The sequence below is a fragment of the Tamlana sedimenti genome (assembly GCF_038148895.1).
In the GTDB taxonomy this organism is placed as follows: Bacteria; Bacteroidota; Bacteroidia; order Flavobacteriales; family Flavobacteriaceae; genus Tamlana.
Genome location: NZ_JBBVGQ010000001.1, coordinates 1 through 15,275, shown reverse-complemented (window position 1 = coordinate 15,275; position 15,275 = coordinate 1). Strand labels below are relative to the sequence as shown.

The window sequence follows — 15,275 nt, the reverse complement described above, 5'->3', positions numbered from 1 at the left end:
TGTTTAACAACTTAAAAAAATTGAATTGAAAAGAATTGTAGTACTTACGTTAATGTTGGCATTTTTAAACTGCAACACACAAGAGCCCAAAGAATTTCCCAAAGATGCTTTGGATGACACTTTTATAGCTCTTGACGGAAACCCAACGTCATTAAAAGCAATTTTAGAAGCCCATAAAGGAAAAACCGTTTTTATTGATATTTGGGCATCATGGTGCGGTGATTGTTTAAGAGGAATGCCAAAAGTAAAGGCCTTGCAAAAGGCTAATGACGATGTGGTTTTTGTATTTTTGTCTTTAGATAGAGGGCAGGAAGCATGGAAGCGAGGCATAGAAAAGCATGATGTTCAAGGGGAGCATTATTATATGGACAAAGGAAAGAAAGGTGCTTTTTCAGATTTTGTTCAAATAGATTGGATACCTCGATATATGGTGGTAGATGCCAAGGGAAATATAAAATTATTCAAGGCTGTAGAAGCCGATGATAAGAGAATAAAACAAACTTTACAATAATTAATTAACTAAAATAAAAATCCCTTTTCTTTGAAAAGGTTAAGAAGGCAATGAGAAAACAAATAGTAGCCGGAAACTGGAAAATGAACAATGATTTGACGCAAACAGAAACGCTAATCGCAAATTTGAAATCACAACAAAAAACTTCAGATGCTGAAGTTATGATTGCGCCTACCTCAACCAATTTGTGGCAAGCATATAATAGCTTAAAGGGTTCTAAAATAGAAGTTATAGCACAAAATATGCACTTTGCAGAAAGCGGTGCTTACACTGGAGAGATTAGTGCGAGCATGTTAAAAAGTATTGGTGTAAATACAGTGATTTTAGGGCATAGTGAACGTCGCGAATATTTTAATGAAACGGACGAAATGCTGGCAAAAAAGGTAGATGCTGCCTTGGGAAAAGGAATGAAAGTTATTTTCTGCTTTGGCGAAGAGTTGGCTGACAGGAAAGCTGGCAAGCAAGAAAGAGTAGTGGGTGACCAAATAAAAAATGCATTGTTCCATTTGGGGGCTTCTGCGTTCCAAAATATTATTTTGGCTTATGAGCCAGTTTGGGCTATTGGAACAGGCGAAACAGCTAGCCCAGAACAAGCACAAGATATGCATGCATTCATTAGAAAAACGTTAGCTGATAAATATGGTAACGATGTGGCAGAATCGGTTTCAATACTTTATGGCGGTAGTGTAAAACCATCAAATGCAGAGGAAATTTTTTCAAAGCCTGATGTTGATGGCGGCTTAATAGGAGGTGCTTCACTAAATGCTGAAGATTTCTTCGCTATTGTAAACGCTTTTTAAGGAACGTAATTTGTCATTCCCGCGAACGTGGGAATCTAAATAAGGGTATTCCCTGATTTTTTATAAATCATGGAATGCCCTTAATTTTTTTTGAAAGTTTGATGATACCTTGTAAATGTCTATTAACCAATAAAATTTTTAATCATGAAACATTTCAAAGTAAATCAAAATCAAACCAATCAAAAACAAGTTTTTGGGTTTAAAAAATGTATTGCTACATGTGCCATGCTATTTAGTGTGTGGTTCGTTTTGCAAGCTCAAACGGTAAGATACGTTGATAACAATCAAGGAGCGCCAACAGCATCTGGACTTAATTATACCAGTGTTCAAGCCGCAGTCAATGCATCTGCAGCTGGAGATATTATATACATTCAGCCATCACCTAATGGTTACGGCGATATAAATATGACCAAGCAGCTTAGTATTTATGGTCTTGGGCACAACCCCTCGTTAAATGCAGGACAAGTAGCAACAGTCAATAATATTTTGTTTAGATCTGCCAATGCTTCGGGGTCAAAAATATCTGGGCTAAATATTTATGGTATTTATCTAGATAATGGAACTTATGATAACCATGACATAGTAATTACGAATAACAGGATTGTTTACGTTGCAGGAAACTCGACCACTTCAAAAGCCAATAACGTAATTATATCTGGAAATTTCTTTTATCATGATTCTTCTGTAGCCATTGATAATGTTAACTCGCAAAACTGGATTATTTCCAACAATACATTCACAAGAACAAACGCATATTGGGATTATGAAATGTTCTTTAGGTTTAACAATACCACTTTGTTTAATAATAATATTGTTTTGTCTCATCAAAATGGTGATAACAATCAGCGTATAGAAATCTTCAGGTCTTGTAGCGGAACCCAAATAAGCAATAACATTTTTTTATTTAGAGGTACAAGCGTGTCAAATTTTAACCTTGGGTCAAACAGCGCGTTGAATTTTCAAAATAATTTAACCTATGGTTTTAATTCAACATTGGATGCCTTGTCTGGGACTAATAATATAGATAATGCAGACCCTCAATTTGTGAATTTTGTCCAAAATTCATCGCTTAACAACTCAAATAATGACTACCATATCCAAGGTGGTTCACCAGCTGAAAATGCAGGAACCGATGGTAACAATTTGGGGGTTTTTAATGGTAATTACCCCTTCAGTATAAGAGGTTACCCTACCGAATTGCCTTATTTAACGGATTTTGTGATATATAACAATATCATTAGTGCTGGAACATCTTTAAACATAAATGTAAAGGCTAACGCTAATATCAATAACTAATTTAAAACCATAAAAAATGAAAAAGTTCAACTTTATAATAGTTGCTTTGCTTACATGTTTTGTGGTTAAAGCACAAATAAGTGCTGCCGAGTACTTTATAGATGATGACCCTGGAGTGGGCAGTGGAATGCCACTGGCGATTTCTGGTGATGATATAGATGCCGATTTAAGCATTTCAACAACGGGGTTGTCAGAAGGCATACATAAACTTTATGTGCGTGTTTTAAGTAATTCGGGCGAATGGAGTCTTTATGACAAAAGCGTATTTTTTATCAACACAAACCAAAATAATACGGCGAGTATTGCCTCGGCGGAGTATTTTATGGATACCGATCCAGGTGTTGGAAGCGGAATGCCATTGAGTGTTTCTGGCAATACGGTGGATACTGATTTTATAATACCAACCACAGGCCTTTCAAGTGGTATTCACAAATTATACGTTAGGCTATTGAATACGGATGGTACTTTTAGCTTATATGATAAAAACGTGTTCTATATCAATCCAGATAACACAAATTCGGCAAATATAGCTTCGGCAGAGTATTTTATTGATATAGATCCTGGCATTGGTAGTGGAATGCCATTGGCGGTTTCTGGGGATGTTATTGATGCTGATTTTAGCATCCCAACCACGGGTCTTTCAGATGGTGTACATAAGCTATATATTAGGGTGGAAAATGAAAATGGAACGTTCAGTTTATATGATAAGAACGTATTTTATATCAATCCAAATCATTCCAATTCGGCAAATATTGCCTCAGCTGAATATTTTATTGATACCGATCCTGGAGTTGGAAGCGGTATGCCGTTAAATATTTCAGGTAGCTTAATTGATGCCGATTTTGAAATTCCAACAACAGGTCTCTCCAATGGTATTCATAAACTGTATTTTAGGGTAATAAATGAGGATGGCTCATGGAGTTTGTATGACAAAAACGTGTTTTATGTGAGTCCAGATAACTCTAATACATCACTTATTACGGCCGCCGAATATTTTTTTGATATCGATCCAGGCATTGGAAATGGTACCACAATTGATTTGAATGACGCAGAAATTTTAGATGAAAATTTGAGCTTAGATGTTCCGGCAAATTTGTCGGCCGGCAATCATTTTCTGTACATGCGCGTTCAAAATACCGATGGTAAATGGAGTTTATATGCCCTTGGAGAACTTGTTGGTCCTTTAAGTGTTTCGGATGAAGAAAAGGTGTACTTTAAATTTTATCCAAACCCTGTAAAAGATATCTTGTACTTAGATGTTGAAAATCAGAAAATTTTGGACTTTAAGGTCATTAATCTAAGAGGAGAAGTTGTTTTGGAAAATCTTCAAGAGACAAACCAAATAGACATGAGTTCGTTAAGTTCGGGTATGTATTTGTTTCACCTAGAAACGGAAAAAGGTAGAGTATCAAAGAAATTCGTAAAGCAATGATTGTTGTTGAACGCTCTAATTTCTTCAGAATATTTGGAGAAAAGGGCGTTGAATTTCTTAAATTTAAACTGAAAAATAATCAAAAGTTGAAACCAATACTGTCTATTGTTGTTATGTTGCTTTTCGCTGCAAATGCGTTTGCGCAAACAAATGCAACAATAGACAGCCTTAAACTTGAACTGACCAAGCAACAGCCAGATACAACCAAAATACAACTTTTAAACAGTTTGTCTTTTTATTATACCTATAGAGACATTGATACCGCCTTTATCTATGCCAGAGAGGCATTAAAGAAAGCAAAGCAAATTGATTATCATTCAGGTCAGGCAAAAGCAAATTTATATATTGGAAATGGGTTTTTGTTAACCAATCAATACGATTCGGCACAGTATTATTTCAATACTTCAATAAAACTTTGCGATGAGCACAACATCAATAAGTCCGCTATTTACAGCTCCTTGGGCATACTTTACAAAACAGAGGGCAACTATGAAAAGGCCATCGATACCTATTTTGAAGGCATAAGCTATGACGAAAAAACAAACAATGAATACGGAAAGTTCATTAAGCTACTTAACCTCGGAAATGTATATTCCAAAATTGAGAATTTAAATAAAAGCGTTGAGTATGAATTAAAAGCTTTAGAGATTATAAAGACAACCAAAAATGATAACATTAAAGAATCATTGGGTGTTTTACTTAACAATATTGGCACAAGTTACATGATGTTGAATGACCTGGACAAAGGTTTGGAATATTTGAATGAATCTTTAAGAGTCAATATTGAAAACCAGAATACAAAGGAAATAGCTAGAAACTACAATAATTTAGGCATAATTTATCACGAAAAGGAAGATTTTGGTAAAGCGCTCGAAGTGTTAAAAAAATCTCTTAAAATAAGGGAAGAACTTAAAGATGAAGATGAACAGGTTGAAACCAACATGGTTTTAGGAACTGTTTTTGGTAAAATGGATGAGGATAAATTATCAGAATTTCATTTTTCAAAAGCACTGGATATTGCCAACAAAATCAAAAATAAATCACTTATAGCGGAGGTTTATTTGGCAATGAGCGATAGTTATATAATACAGGATAATTTTCCATTAGCACTTAAAAACTTTAAAAGCTATGCCCAGTTCAAGGATAGTGTTTTGTTAGAGAACAATTTAAAGAACATCAGTGAAATTGAAATTAAATACCAATCCGAAAAAAAGGACAAAGAAATTATTGCCCAACAATTAAAACTGCAAAAAAGAGAAACCCAAAATAATTATATGTTAGGAACCCTTGTTTTTCTACTATTATTGGCTACGCTACTTGTTTTTCTTTTAAAACAGCGACAAAAGCGCAAGAACCAAGAAATTTTAACTTTAAAGCGTGAGTTTCAAATAAAAACCTTGGAATCATTGATAGAAGGCGAGGAAAAAGAAAGGTTCCGTATTGCCAAGGAGCTGCACGATGGTGTAAACGGCGATTTATCTGCAATCAAATACAAGCTATCATCTTTACTGGAAATGAACAATAAGGTAATCAAAGAGGCCATTGTGATGATTGATGATTCCTGTAAACAGGTTAGGGCTATTTCACATAATTTGGTACCGCCATCATTGGAAACTTTTAATTTAGTAGAGGCAACCCATGTTTATTGTGATAATTTAAATGATTTGCATCCGGAACTAAACATCATTTTCCAACATGTGGGCGATGAGGTTAATATGGTGAAGAAGGCTGAAATTAACGTCTATCGTATCATTCAGGAGTTGGTAACCAATAGCATTAAACATGCCAACGCATCAACAATAAATGTGCAAATAAGTTCCAGGGATGACATCGTTCAAATTACTGTTGAAGATGACGGACAAGGTTTTGATAAAAGTCAGGTAGATTCAACTGGAATAGGTTTGAGTAACGTGCAGAGTCGGGTTGATTATTTAAAGGCAGAGATAGATTTTGTTTCTAATGAAAGAGGCACATCGTATACAATTGATATCGACAAAGGTTTGCTAAATGATGATTAAAATTGCCATAACAGACGATCATCCTTTAGTGCTTAAAGGTATAACCTCAATGCTGGAAGGTACGCCTAACATAAAGGTTGTTGGAGCCTATGAAAATGCAATGCAAACACTCGAAAAAATTGAAAATGATTCCCCAGATATTTTGCTTTTGGATATAAACCTTCCCGATATTAATGGCATTGATTTAAGTAAGCAGTTACTCAAAAAATTCCCCGAAATAAAACTTATCGCCCTAACCAACTTTGAAGATGTGTCTTATGTAAAACGTATGCTTAAAAATGGTGTACACGGGTATTTATTAAAAAATACAGATAGACTTGAATTAATCAAGGCTATGAAAACGGTGCTTTCTGGAGAATTGTTTTTGCCAGATAACATCCATGCGCGTTTATTGAACCAAGCTCCAAATAAGACTGCTGATAGCGGTTTGAAACCCAATTTAACTCGCCGGGAGCAAGAAGTGCTTGTTGCTATTTCTGAAGAACTTACCACCCAGGAAATTTCCGAAAAATTATTTATCAGCCCCAAAACTGTTGAAACCCACCGCATGAACATTATGAGTAAACTAGGGGCAAAAAACAGTGTCGGCATGATTAAAATCGCTATGGAGAAACAACTGTTATAGGGTTTATCTTAGTATCTTTGCAGCCTGAAAACAAGGGTATGTCAAACACAATTTATTTAGGGTATTATTTTAAGGTTGAACCACTACAGCCTGCTGTTGAAATTTTAATTGCAGAACTTGGTTATGCTGGTTTTGAAAGTTTTGTAGAAACAGAGGAGGGGGTTACGGCTTATATCCAAAAGGATGAATGGAACCCGAACATTTTAGAGGATGTTCAAATTTTAAGTTCTGAGGAGTTTGAAATTTCATTCACTTTTGAAGAAATCGAACAAACCAATTGGAATGAAGAATGGGAAAAGAATTTTAACCCAATCGTGGTTGATGGCGTTTGTGCCGTGCGTGCCCCGTTCCATGAAAAGTTTGATACAGAATATGACATTGTTATAGAGCCAAAAATGAGTTTTGGTACAGGGCATCATGAAACCACGCACATGATGATTCAGCATATTTTAAAAAATGATTTCGAAGGAAAATCAGTGTTAGATATGGGTTGCGGTACGGGCGTTTTGGCCATTCTTGCCGAAATGAAGGGGGCCAAGCCGATTGATGCTGTAGATTATGATAATTGGTGCTATTTAAACAGTATTGAGAATGTAGAGCGAAACGATTGTAAGCACATTACCGTTATTGAAGGAGATGCTTCAGTTTTAAAGAATAAGAAATACGACGTTATAATTGCCAATATTAATCGCAATATTTTATTGCAAGATATGGCCGTTTACGTATCTTGTTTAAACCCAAATGGAGTCTTGTTTTTAAGTGGGTTTTATGATGATGATGTGCCTATTATAAGGGCTGAATGTGAAAAACATATGTTAAAATTTGAGGAAAAACTGGAAAGAAACAATTGGGTTTCACTAAAATTTTTAAATTAGTAGAGTAGAATACCCAAAAATGGATTGTATTATGAGTTCCAAAGAAAAAACATCAGAGGAATTACTGCTAGACGAAGAGGTGATAACACAGAACGAAATTGTGTTGTACAATGACGATGTTAACACTTTTGACCATGTTATCGAGACACTCATTTATGCCTGCGAACATACATCAGAACAGGCAGAACAGTGTTCACTTATTGTACATTACAAAGGCAAATGTACGGTTAAAACTGGAGCATATGACGACTTAAAACCTCGCTGTTCCAAATTGCTTCAGGCAGGTTTGAGTGCCGAAATCGTCTAGCTTTTCATTCTTCCAACAGCGCAGCTTACAAAAGATTTTGCTTTTGTAGTCAATGGATTTTGATTCCCCGTAACCGGGTAGCCAATTTTACTCAATAATGATTTTACTGTAGCAACGGTTGATTCTTCGTCTGAGGAAAAAGAAACGAGACTATTCGCAACATCAACAGAAATGTCTTTTACATTTGGTAAAAGGGAAAGCTTCTCTTTTATACTATTGGCACAACCTCCGCACTTTAAATTTTGAACTTCTAAAGTTGTAGTCATTTCTATTCTTTCGATGTTTTAATGCCGAATACTTTGTATAACGGACAAAAATTAACAAAACTTGTAATTAGGAAAATAATAGCCAATGCCATTAAAACGTAGGCTAATGTTCCTGAAATTGCATCAAAATAGTAAAGCAATGCAATTACAATTGCAGCCAATATCCTTATGGCTTTGTCTGCGGTTCCCATATTTTTTTTCATATCGAAATGGTTTTAAATGGTTTATAATGTTGACGGACAAACATAATCTGTGGTTGGTAAACCAGAATTCTTTAAGGCGCCAAAACCTCCAGCAATATCAACAAGATTGTTAAAACCCCTAGCTTTTAGAATTGAAGCTGCGATTACTGAACGGTACCCACCAGCACAATGTAAGTAGTAGGTTTTGTTTTTATCAATAGTGTTCATATTATCATTTATGTAGTCTAAAGCGAAATGCTGAACGTGGTCGCCCACCAAATGCTCAGATTTATATTCACCATCCTTTCTTACATCTAGTACATTTACGTCATCATTTTTAAATTCTTCGGAAAATTTATCTACGGAAATAGAAGATATGGTTTCAATATCTTTTCCAGCTGCTTTCCATGCCCCTATACCACCTTTTAAATACCCAAGGGTGTTGTCGTAACCAACCCGCGATAGCCTTGTTACCGTTTCTTGCTCTTTGCCATCTGGGGTAATTAATAAAATGGGCTGTTTTATGTCGGTAATTAATGCGCCAACCCATGGAGCAAAAGAACCGTTTAAACCTATGAAGATAGAATTTGGTATATGCCCGTTAACAAAATCCTTTTCTGTTCTAACGTCAAGAACCAAAGCGTTTTCATTGTTAGCTAAAGCTTCAAATTCTTCTGGGTTTAACGGCGTGTCGCCTTTCTTCAAAATGGTTTCAAAGGCATCATAACCAGATTTGTTCATCATGGCGTTTTTGGCAAAATATTGAGGTGGTGGGGCTATGCCTGTTAAAACTTCTTTTATAAACTCCTCTCGGGTCATATTGGCCCTTAAGGCATAGTTTGTTTTTTTTTGTTCACCTAAAATTCCTACGGTTTCCTTACTTAGGTTTTTACCACAGGCTGAACCTGCTCCGTGAGCTGGATACACTATAACATCATCTGGCAAAGTCATAATTTTGTTTCTTAAAGAGTCATAGAGCATTCCTGCTAAATCTTCTTTGGTAAGATTAGATTTAATTGCTAAATCTGGCCTGCCTACATCGCCTAAAAAAAGTGTGTCGCCCGAAAAGATGGCGTGTTCTTTTCCGTTTTCATCTATTAACAAAAAAGTAGAAGATTCTAAAGTATGTCCGGGAGTATGCAATACTTTTATGGTAACTTTTCCTAGCTTAAATTCCTCATTATCTTTTGCGGTATGAATATCGTAAGTGGTTTCAGCTCCAGGTCCATAAACTATAGTAGCACCTGTTTTCTTTGCTAAATCTATATGGCCAGAAACAAAATCTGCGTGAAAATGCGTTTCAAAAATGTACTTAATCTTTGCGTTTTCTTTATTGGCCTTATCAACATATTGTTGTGTTTCGCGTAAGGGGTCTATAATGGCAACTTCACCTTCAGATTCTATATAGTAGGCTCCCTGCGCCAAACAACCTGTATAAATTTGTTCAATTTTCATCGTGTTTTTCTATTTCATTAAATTTTTAACAATTTATAAAGATACGAAAATCTTCATTTTTGTATGTAACCAATATTACAAATAGACTACTGTAATTCCTTATATATAATATAAACGGCCATGATTAAGATAAAAAACCCAAAGCTTTTTTTAAGTCTTTTCCCGCTAATGTATTTTGAAAGAAAGACTCCTAGGATAATGCCCAAAACGGCAATAAAAGTAAATGAAAGAAGAAAAATCCATTCTATTTCTAGAGTTTGAACGTCTCCCAAAAATCCAATAAGTGAATTTATGGTTACTATGACCAAAGAAGTACCTACAGCTTTTTTCATTGGAAGTTTTGCCCAGAGCACCAAAGCAGGGACATATAAAAAGCCTCCGCCAGCACCAATAACACCAGTTATGGTACCAATAACTAAACCTTGCACAAATGTTATATAATAAGGCTGTTTTACTGTTGCCAAGGTTTCAGGGTTGTCTTTCTTGATCATTGAAAATGAAGCCAGAAGCATGATGATTGCAAAAAACACCATAATGCCAACTTCTTTGGTTAATGTGTAATCTCCAATTTTTAATAGCGTATCTGGAATTCCTGGAACCAAATAGCGTCGCGTTAGATAAACTGATAAAAAGGATGGAAATGAAAACGCAAGTCCAGTTTTGAAATCAACCAATCTCTTTTTGTGCTTTTGGAAAGTACCTACCATTGAGGAAGTGCCCACTACAAATAAAGAATATGCAGTTGCTATTACTGGGTTGTAACCCAGAAGATAAACCATTACAGGTACCGTTAATATTGAGCCGCCACCACCAACAAGACCTAAAACTAGACCTATAATTAGAGCTGCTATATAACCTGTAAGGTGGGCTAAATCCATTTAGTGGGGGAGTTTACCTTTTAAAACGCCATAAATAAAAGTACCAACTACTGCTGCTGCAATTACAATGATCATGCTGTAAACACCAGTGCCCAGCAAGATGTACATGGGGCCTGGGCATGAGCCAACAAGTGCCCACCCTAAACCAAAAATGGCACCGCCTATTATGTATCTAGCAAATCCATCTTCCTTTTTTGGAACAAAAATGTGAACACCTTGTATGCTTTTAATATTTCCTTTTTTTGAAATTTGAAGGAATAAAATACCTGATGCTATAGCTGTTCCGATGATACCATACATATGGAAAGATTGAAAACGAAACATTTCGTAAATACGGTACCATGATACAGCCTCGGACTTAACCAAAACGATACCGAAAAATATGCCAACGAGTAAAAACTTAATAAACTTCATAATTAAAAAATTAGGGGTAAAATAAAATTGGCCATAATCAATCCACCAATAAAAAAGCCTATTACAGCTATTAAAGAAGGTTTTTGTAGGCTACTTAATCCGGCAATAGCATGCCCAGATGTACAACCACCAGCGTAGCGTGTACCGAAACCAACTAATAGACCACCAACAATTAATAAAGTTAATCCCATAGGAGTGCTAATGGCATCTATACCGTATAGCTCATCGGGAACTAATGTTGCTCCTGAGTTTTGAAAGCCCATTTGTTTGAGCTCAGAAATGGTTACGGGGTTTAAGTCTGTGCCACTATCGTTTGATAAATAATGAGTTCCAATAAATCCGCCAATAATGGCGCCTAACACCACGATTAAGTTCCATACCTGTTCTTTCCAATCGAACTTGAAGAATTCAGAAAATTTCCCTGCACCCCCAATGGCGCATAATGTTTTTAAATTTGAGGACATGCCAAAAGTTTTTCCGAAATAAAGTAGAATGGCCATGACAGTGGCTATTAAAGGGCCTGAAACGTACCAAGGCCAGGGGTTTAAAATATATTCCATAGGATTAATAAGTTATGTGTAAAATTATATGGTTAGTTTTTGCGTTATGTAACAATTGTTACGTAAAAGATCTAAATGAAGTGGTGTTTTTTGCGCTAGGGACTGCAGTGTAAAGCCCACAGCGAGGAACGAGCGAGGACTTGCAACGTAAAGCCCGACCCTTGTGGTAGCGCCCAAAAATTATGGTGCTATAATACCTCAATTTTATTGCGGCTAAGTTTTATTTTGTTTTCGTTTTCCAGTTGCTTTAAAAGTCGAGAAATGACAACACGCGAGGTGTGCAGGTCTTCAGCAATATCTTGGTGCTTTACATTAATGGTTTTTGATTCATGCAATTCCGTTTTGTTCAAAAGGTACTTATGCAGGCGTTCATCCATTTTCATAAATGCCAAGCTGTCAATAGCTTCAAGCATTTCGTCAAAACGTATTTGATAGCTTTCAAGAATAAAATTGCGCCAACTGGCATTGGTTTGAAACCATTTTTGCATATACTCGACAGGTATCATAACAAGTTCGGAATCCATTTCGGCAACGGCCCTTATCTTGCTTTTGGATGTCCCCAAGCAGCAAGTAAGCGACATGGTACAGGTTTCGCCTGCTTCAAGAAAGTATATCAGCAATTCGTTTCCGTCGGCATCTTCACGAAGTATTTTTATGTTCCCCGTTAGCAAAAGCGGGATGTATTTAAGGGTTTGGTTGATGTCAATTATGATATCGTCCTTCTGATAAGTACGTACAATGCCTATTTTTTCTATTTCCTTAATCAGGTTTTCATCAAAGGCACTGCTAAACTTTTGGTGCAGTAATTGTTTTTCCATATCCAAAAATAATGAATTAGAATTTTGAAATAAATAATTTGGTTGTATTTTAATAAAAAATGTATATTTGCACCCACTTTAAAAGGCCACGTGGCGCAACTGAATAGCGCACTTGATTACGGCTCAAGAGGTTCCAGGTTTGAATCCTGGCGTGGTCACTAGGTAAAAATCCTAATATGCTTTAAAAAAGTATGTTGGGATTTTTTGTTCTAATTGCATTCTTAATGCTTACTTCATAGAGTCAAGAAGCAGCTTCACAAATTCATTGGTTTTACTGTAATCAAACCATCTTAAAACAATCACTAAGTCTAAATCTGGTTCAATGATGATATAATTTCCACCAAACCCAGCAGCATAATATGCATTGTTCGAAATATTAGATAATTGGGAATTCGTTCCATTTGGATTTAACCACCACATAAACCCATAATTTTCGTTTGCCATTGAGGGTGTTGTGGCTTTCTCAATCCAATCTTTAGGGATGATTTTTTTACCGTTCCATTGGCCTTGACTTAGAAATAATAACCCAAATCGAGCTTGATCGTATGTGTTAATGAACAAACCGCCTCCTGAATGTCCACCTCCACTTACCGATTGCATTTTCAATCCGTCAATATTTACCCATGAGTTATCATAGCCGTACCACCGCCATGTCGTTGAAGCACCAATGGGATCCATAACTTTATCTTTTAAAACTTGCGGTAAGGGCTTTCGATAAACCTCAAGTAAACTGTATGCCAATAAATTGACTCTAACATCATTATATTTAAACTTAGTACCGGGTTCATTTAGTTCTCTATATTTCCAGTCATCAATTCCACCTTCTCTGGGTGGTCTGTCTGCCCAATCGTATCCACCCCAAAGCTCTCCACTCCAATCAGAAGATTGATTTAATAGATGAGCCCATGTTATTTTAGCATTATGCGCTCCGTCAAACTTACCATTCCATACATAGTTTGCAACAGGGTCATTTACATCTTTAATCAAACCGTTTTCGAGAGCTATTCCTGCTACAGTGGATAAGAAACTTTTTGTTACGCTAAAAGTCATATCAACTCGATTCAAATCTCCCCATTGACCAATGATATAGCCGTTTTTTAAAATTATGCCACAGGATTCTCCTCGTTTTTTTGTCGGTCCAATAATTTTATGGTAAGGTTCAAACTCAAAACCTTTTAATATGGCTTGCCTTAAGTCTTTGGTGTCTGGATTGCCACTGTTTTTTGCAAATTTAATGGCTTGGTCAAAGCGTGTTTGATTTATTTTGAAATAAGCAGGTGTTTTAGTTTCCCAATTTTGATCTTCAGTCGGATAAAAATAGTCCTGCTGTGCCCAAGTAAGGCCGGACAGTGATATTAAAAGGAATAGAACTAATTTCTTCATATTTAATAAATTTCGAAAATCATTTCCAACGGCTGGTATTTGGTCGGATAAAATTTAGTAACTCTCCTTAGGTTTTTTTTCTATCCACCAAGCCCATAAAATGATTAGCCACATTAAGTTTGCAGACCAAGCAACTGCCATGGTACTTGGAGGCGGTGGACCAAAAATATTCATTATATGAACTATTAAAAGGAAAGCAACTAAAATCCAGAACGCTGTTTTTCGTTTGAAAATTGAAGTTTTATAATATAGAAATGCACCCAGCCCAAAAATTAAAACTTCAAGCGCAATTTCGGCAATGGGGTAATTCCATAAACCCAGACCCACTTTTGAATCTGAGAATGGGGAAATTGGTAAATCAGGGCGGTGGGTAATTAAATCAAGAACCCAATGGCTTATAACGAGTAGTCCAAGTATTAAAGAGCCTTTTCTGTTTTTAGTGAACACGTAATAACTAGCCCCCAAAAGTAAACTCCAAAACAATGCGGCCAAAAGGCTGTGTGAATATGGGTAGTGTTCAAAGTTTAGCGGGGTTAGTTTGGTGTTTCCCGGGTCTATAGATAAGGTTTCAATGCCTAAAAGAACAAAAATGGGCCAAATTAAATCCAACAACTGTACGGCTATAAACATCATGGCCAACGACGGCAGTTTGTTATCTTTTTTTGATAAAAGCCCAATGGCAAAATGGCCTATAAACATAATTTACGACTTACTTATCTATTGAAAAGTTCCTTTTTAAACTTTAAACAAGTTAAAGGTAACGATTTTTGGTTTAAAATGTTACGAGCAATCTGTCTGCCGGTAGGCCGGTCGATTAAAGCCATTGTTGGTAACTGATATTTTTATATTATTGGATATAATGATTTTAATTTTCCGTTTTTTATAATCATTTCAACTTCAATTTTTGATTGAGTAACAGACTTTACTTTTCCATCTATTAAATTTTCTGCTTTTAGTCTGTCAAAAGCAAATTTACATTCCATGAGTAATGTTGCTAAATTCCAGTTTTTTGGAAAGAAAGTACTTGGTATTTTCTTCACAATCCATTTTTTTGTCCGTACATCATAGAATTCAAATTTGGCTTTGAAAACTGAAGTTTTTTCGTTTTCCTCAAGAGTCTCTATAATTCGAACTTTTTCTGGGTCAAAAAAGTGAATTCCAGTCAAATCACCATTTTTTATTCGTCCAATAGTTGCGTGAATAAATCCGTCAACTACTTCTTGTTTAAATTCAGTTCCTCTTGGTGTGGCAATTAATTTATCCGATTTGATAATGTTTATTTCCTCTACTATTTGTTGCGTTGGTTTGGGTAACTAATTTAGTAAAAAAGGACTTACAATAGTTCGTTTGCGAGGATTTTCCGAAGGAAAATCAGAAGCAATGATATCTATGACATTTGCAAATTAAAATCATATAATTTTTGATTTTTGACCATTGCGAACATCCTATGGACTA

General features: G+C 35.8%; 18 protein-coding genes and 1 tRNA gene. 9 read left to right on the top strand and 10 right to left on the bottom strand.

Annotation, left to right across the window (positions count from 1 at the left end; all coding sequences use genetic code 11):
• Positions 1–25: 25 nt before the first annotated feature.
• The 8 genes from WJN01_RS00095 (at position 26) to WJN01_RS00060 (ending at position 7,864) form a co-directional block, all read left to right on the top strand.
• Complete coding sequence (locus tag WJN01_RS00095; protein ID WP_445195140.1) at positions 26–511, top strand: TlpA family protein disulfide reductase; 486 nt, start codon at positions 26–28, stop codon at positions 509–511.
• 50 nt (positions 512–561) lie between these two features.
• Positions 562–1,311, top strand: a complete 750-nt coding sequence (tpiA, locus tag WJN01_RS00090; protein ID WP_445195139.1) for a triose-phosphate isomerase — start codon at positions 562–564, stop codon at positions 1,309–1,311.
• A 144-nt stretch (positions 1,312–1,455) separates the two neighbouring features.
• The gene (locus WJN01_RS00085) at positions 1,456–2,607 is read left to right on the top strand and encodes a right-handed parallel beta-helix repeat-containing protein (protein ID WP_445195138.1); all 1,152 of its coding nucleotides are present in this window, start codon (positions 1,456–1,458) and stop codon (positions 2,605–2,607) included.
• A gap of 16 nt (positions 2,608–2,623) precedes the next feature.
• Positions 2,624–4,039, top strand: a complete 1,416-nt coding sequence (locus WJN01_RS00080; protein WP_445195137.1) for a T9SS type A sorting domain-containing protein — start codon at positions 2,624–2,626, stop codon at positions 4,037–4,039.
• A gap of 86 nt (positions 4,040–4,125) precedes the next feature.
• Positions 4,126–6,057, top strand: a complete 1,932-nt coding sequence (locus WJN01_RS00075; RefSeq protein WP_445195136.1) for a tetratricopeptide repeat-containing sensor histidine kinase — start codon at positions 4,126–4,128, stop codon at positions 6,055–6,057.
• A complete protein-coding gene (locus tag WJN01_RS00070; RefSeq protein WP_445195135.1) occupies positions 6,047–6,682 on the top strand; it encodes a response regulator in 636 nt (211 codons plus the stop codon). Before WJN01_RS00075 ends, WJN01_RS00070 begins: the two co-directional genes overlap by 11 nt.
• Positions 6,683–6,720: 38 nt before the next feature.
• Complete coding sequence (prmA, locus tag WJN01_RS00065) at positions 6,721–7,557, top strand: 50S ribosomal protein L11 methyltransferase (protein WP_445195134.1); 837 nt, start codon at positions 6,721–6,723, stop codon at positions 7,555–7,557.
• 31 nt (positions 7,558–7,588) lie between these two features.
• The gene (locus WJN01_RS00060; protein WP_445195133.1) at positions 7,589–7,864 is read left to right on the top strand and encodes an ATP-dependent Clp protease adaptor ClpS; all 276 of its coding nucleotides are present in this window, start codon (positions 7,589–7,591) and stop codon (positions 7,862–7,864) included.
• Here WJN01_RS00060 and WJN01_RS00055 read toward each other — a convergent pair.
• The 7 genes from WJN01_RS00055 to WJN01_RS00025 form a co-directional block, all read right to left on the bottom strand.
• Positions 7,861–8,130 carry a heavy-metal-associated domain-containing protein gene (locus tag WJN01_RS00055; RefSeq protein ID WP_445195132.1) on the bottom strand — a complete coding sequence of 90 codons (270 nt, stop codon included), beginning with the start codon at positions 8,128–8,130 and terminating at the stop codon, positions 7,861–7,863. The genes WJN01_RS00060 and WJN01_RS00055 overlap by 4 nt on opposite strands.
• 2 nt (positions 8,131–8,132) lie before the next feature.
• Positions 8,133–8,333, bottom strand: coding sequence for a YgaP family membrane protein (locus WJN01_RS00050; protein WP_445195131.1), 201 nt, complete (start codon positions 8,331–8,333; stop codon positions 8,133–8,135).
• 21 nt (positions 8,334–8,354) lie between these two features.
• Positions 8,355–9,767 carry an MBL fold metallo-hydrolase gene (locus WJN01_RS00045; protein ID WP_445195130.1) on the bottom strand — a complete coding sequence of 471 codons (1,413 nt, stop codon included), beginning with the start codon at positions 9,765–9,767 and terminating at the stop codon, positions 8,355–8,357.
• A gap of 86 nt (positions 9,768–9,853) precedes the next feature.
• Positions 9,854–10,645 (bottom strand): sulfite exporter TauE/SafE family protein, encoded by a 792-nt coding sequence (locus WJN01_RS00040; RefSeq protein WP_445195129.1) that lies wholly within the window; start codon positions 10,643–10,645, stop codon positions 9,854–9,856.
• Positions 10,646–11,059, bottom strand: coding sequence for a DUF6691 family protein (locus WJN01_RS00035; RefSeq protein ID WP_445195128.1), 414 nt, complete (start codon positions 11,057–11,059; stop codon positions 10,646–10,648).
• Between the two features lie 2 nt (positions 11,060–11,061).
• Positions 11,062–11,619 carry a YeeE/YedE family protein gene (locus WJN01_RS00030; RefSeq protein ID WP_445195127.1) on the bottom strand — a complete coding sequence of 186 codons (558 nt, stop codon included), beginning with the start codon at positions 11,617–11,619 and terminating at the stop codon, positions 11,062–11,064.
• Between the two features lie 188 nt (positions 11,620–11,807).
• Positions 11,808–12,437, bottom strand: a complete 630-nt coding sequence (locus tag WJN01_RS00025) for a Crp/Fnr family transcriptional regulator (protein WP_445195126.1) — start codon at positions 12,435–12,437, stop codon at positions 11,808–11,810.
• Positions 12,438–12,521: 84 nt separating this feature from the next.
• Between WJN01_RS00025 and WJN01_RS00020 the strand changes: the two genes are divergently transcribed.
• Positions 12,522–12,595 (top strand) — tRNA-Arg (locus WJN01_RS00020).
• A 70-nt stretch (positions 12,596–12,665) separates the two neighbouring features.
• Here WJN01_RS00020 and WJN01_RS00015 read toward each other — a convergent pair.
• From WJN01_RS00015 to WJN01_RS00005, 3 genes are all read right to left on the bottom strand, one after another.
• Positions 12,666–13,820 carry a serine hydrolase domain-containing protein gene (locus WJN01_RS00015; RefSeq protein WP_445195125.1) on the bottom strand — a complete coding sequence of 385 codons (1,155 nt, stop codon included), beginning with the start codon at positions 13,818–13,820 and terminating at the stop codon, positions 12,666–12,668.
• 54 nt (positions 13,821–13,874) lie between these two features.
• Positions 13,875–14,519 (bottom strand): metal-dependent hydrolase, encoded by a 645-nt coding sequence (locus tag WJN01_RS00010; RefSeq protein WP_445195124.1) that lies wholly within the window; start codon positions 14,517–14,519, stop codon positions 13,875–13,877.
• 143 nt (positions 14,520–14,662) lie between these two features.
• The gene (locus WJN01_RS00005; RefSeq protein WP_445196280.1) at positions 14,663–15,022 is read right to left on the bottom strand and encodes an EndoU domain-containing protein; all 360 of its coding nucleotides are present in this window, start codon (positions 15,020–15,022) and stop codon (positions 14,663–14,665) included.
• Positions 15,023–15,275 lie beyond the last annotated feature (253 nt).

Excerpts from the sequence above, each read along its gene's own strand:
- tpiA (WP_445195139.1), top strand. The coding sequence starts at position 562 with ATGAGAAAACAAATAGTAGCCGGAAACTGGAAAATGAACAATGATTTG.
- WJN01_RS00085 (WP_445195138.1), top strand. The coding sequence starts at position 1,456 with ATGAAACATTTCAAAGTAAATCAAAATCAAACCAATCAAAAACAAGTT.
- WJN01_RS00080 (WP_445195137.1), top strand. The coding sequence starts at position 2,624 with ATGAAAAAGTTCAACTTTATAATAGTTGCTTTGCTTACATGTTTTGTG.
- WJN01_RS00070 (WP_445195135.1), top strand. The coding sequence starts at position 6,047 with ATGATGATTAAAATTGCCATAACAGACGATCATCCTTTAGTGCTTAAA.
- prmA (WP_445195134.1), top strand. The coding sequence starts at position 6,721 with ATGTCAAACACAATTTATTTAGGGTATTATTTTAAGGTTGAACCACTA.
- WJN01_RS00060 (WP_445195133.1), top strand. The coding sequence starts at position 7,589 with ATGAGTTCCAAAGAAAAAACATCAGAGGAATTACTGCTAGACGAAGAG.
- WJN01_RS00055 (WP_445195132.1), bottom strand. The coding sequence starts at position 8,130 with ATGACTACAACTTTAGAAGTTCAAAATTTAAAGTGCGGAGGTTGTGCC.
- WJN01_RS00050 (WP_445195131.1), bottom strand. The coding sequence starts at position 8,333 with ATGAAAAAAAATATGGGAACCGCAGACAAAGCCATAAGGATATTGGCT.
- WJN01_RS00045 (WP_445195130.1), bottom strand. The coding sequence starts at position 9,767 with ATGAAAATTGAACAAATTTATACAGGTTGTTTGGCGCAGGGAGCCTAC.
- WJN01_RS00040 (WP_445195129.1), bottom strand. The coding sequence starts at position 10,645 with ATGGATTTAGCCCACCTTACAGGTTATATAGCAGCTCTAATTATAGGT.
- WJN01_RS00035 (WP_445195128.1), bottom strand. The coding sequence starts at position 11,059 with ATGAAGTTTATTAAGTTTTTACTCGTTGGCATATTTTTCGGTATCGTT.
- WJN01_RS00030 (WP_445195127.1), bottom strand. The coding sequence starts at position 11,619 with ATGGAATATATTTTAAACCCCTGGCCTTGGTACGTTTCAGGCCCTTTA.
- WJN01_RS00025 (WP_445195126.1), bottom strand. The coding sequence starts at position 12,437 with ATGGAAAAACAATTACTGCACCAAAAGTTTAGCAGTGCCTTTGATGAA.
- WJN01_RS00015 (WP_445195125.1), bottom strand. The coding sequence starts at position 13,820 with ATGAAGAAATTAGTTCTATTCCTTTTAATATCACTGTCCGGCCTTACT.
- WJN01_RS00010 (WP_445195124.1), bottom strand. The coding sequence starts at position 14,519 with ATGTTTATAGGCCATTTTGCCATTGGGCTTTTATCAAAAAAAGATAAC.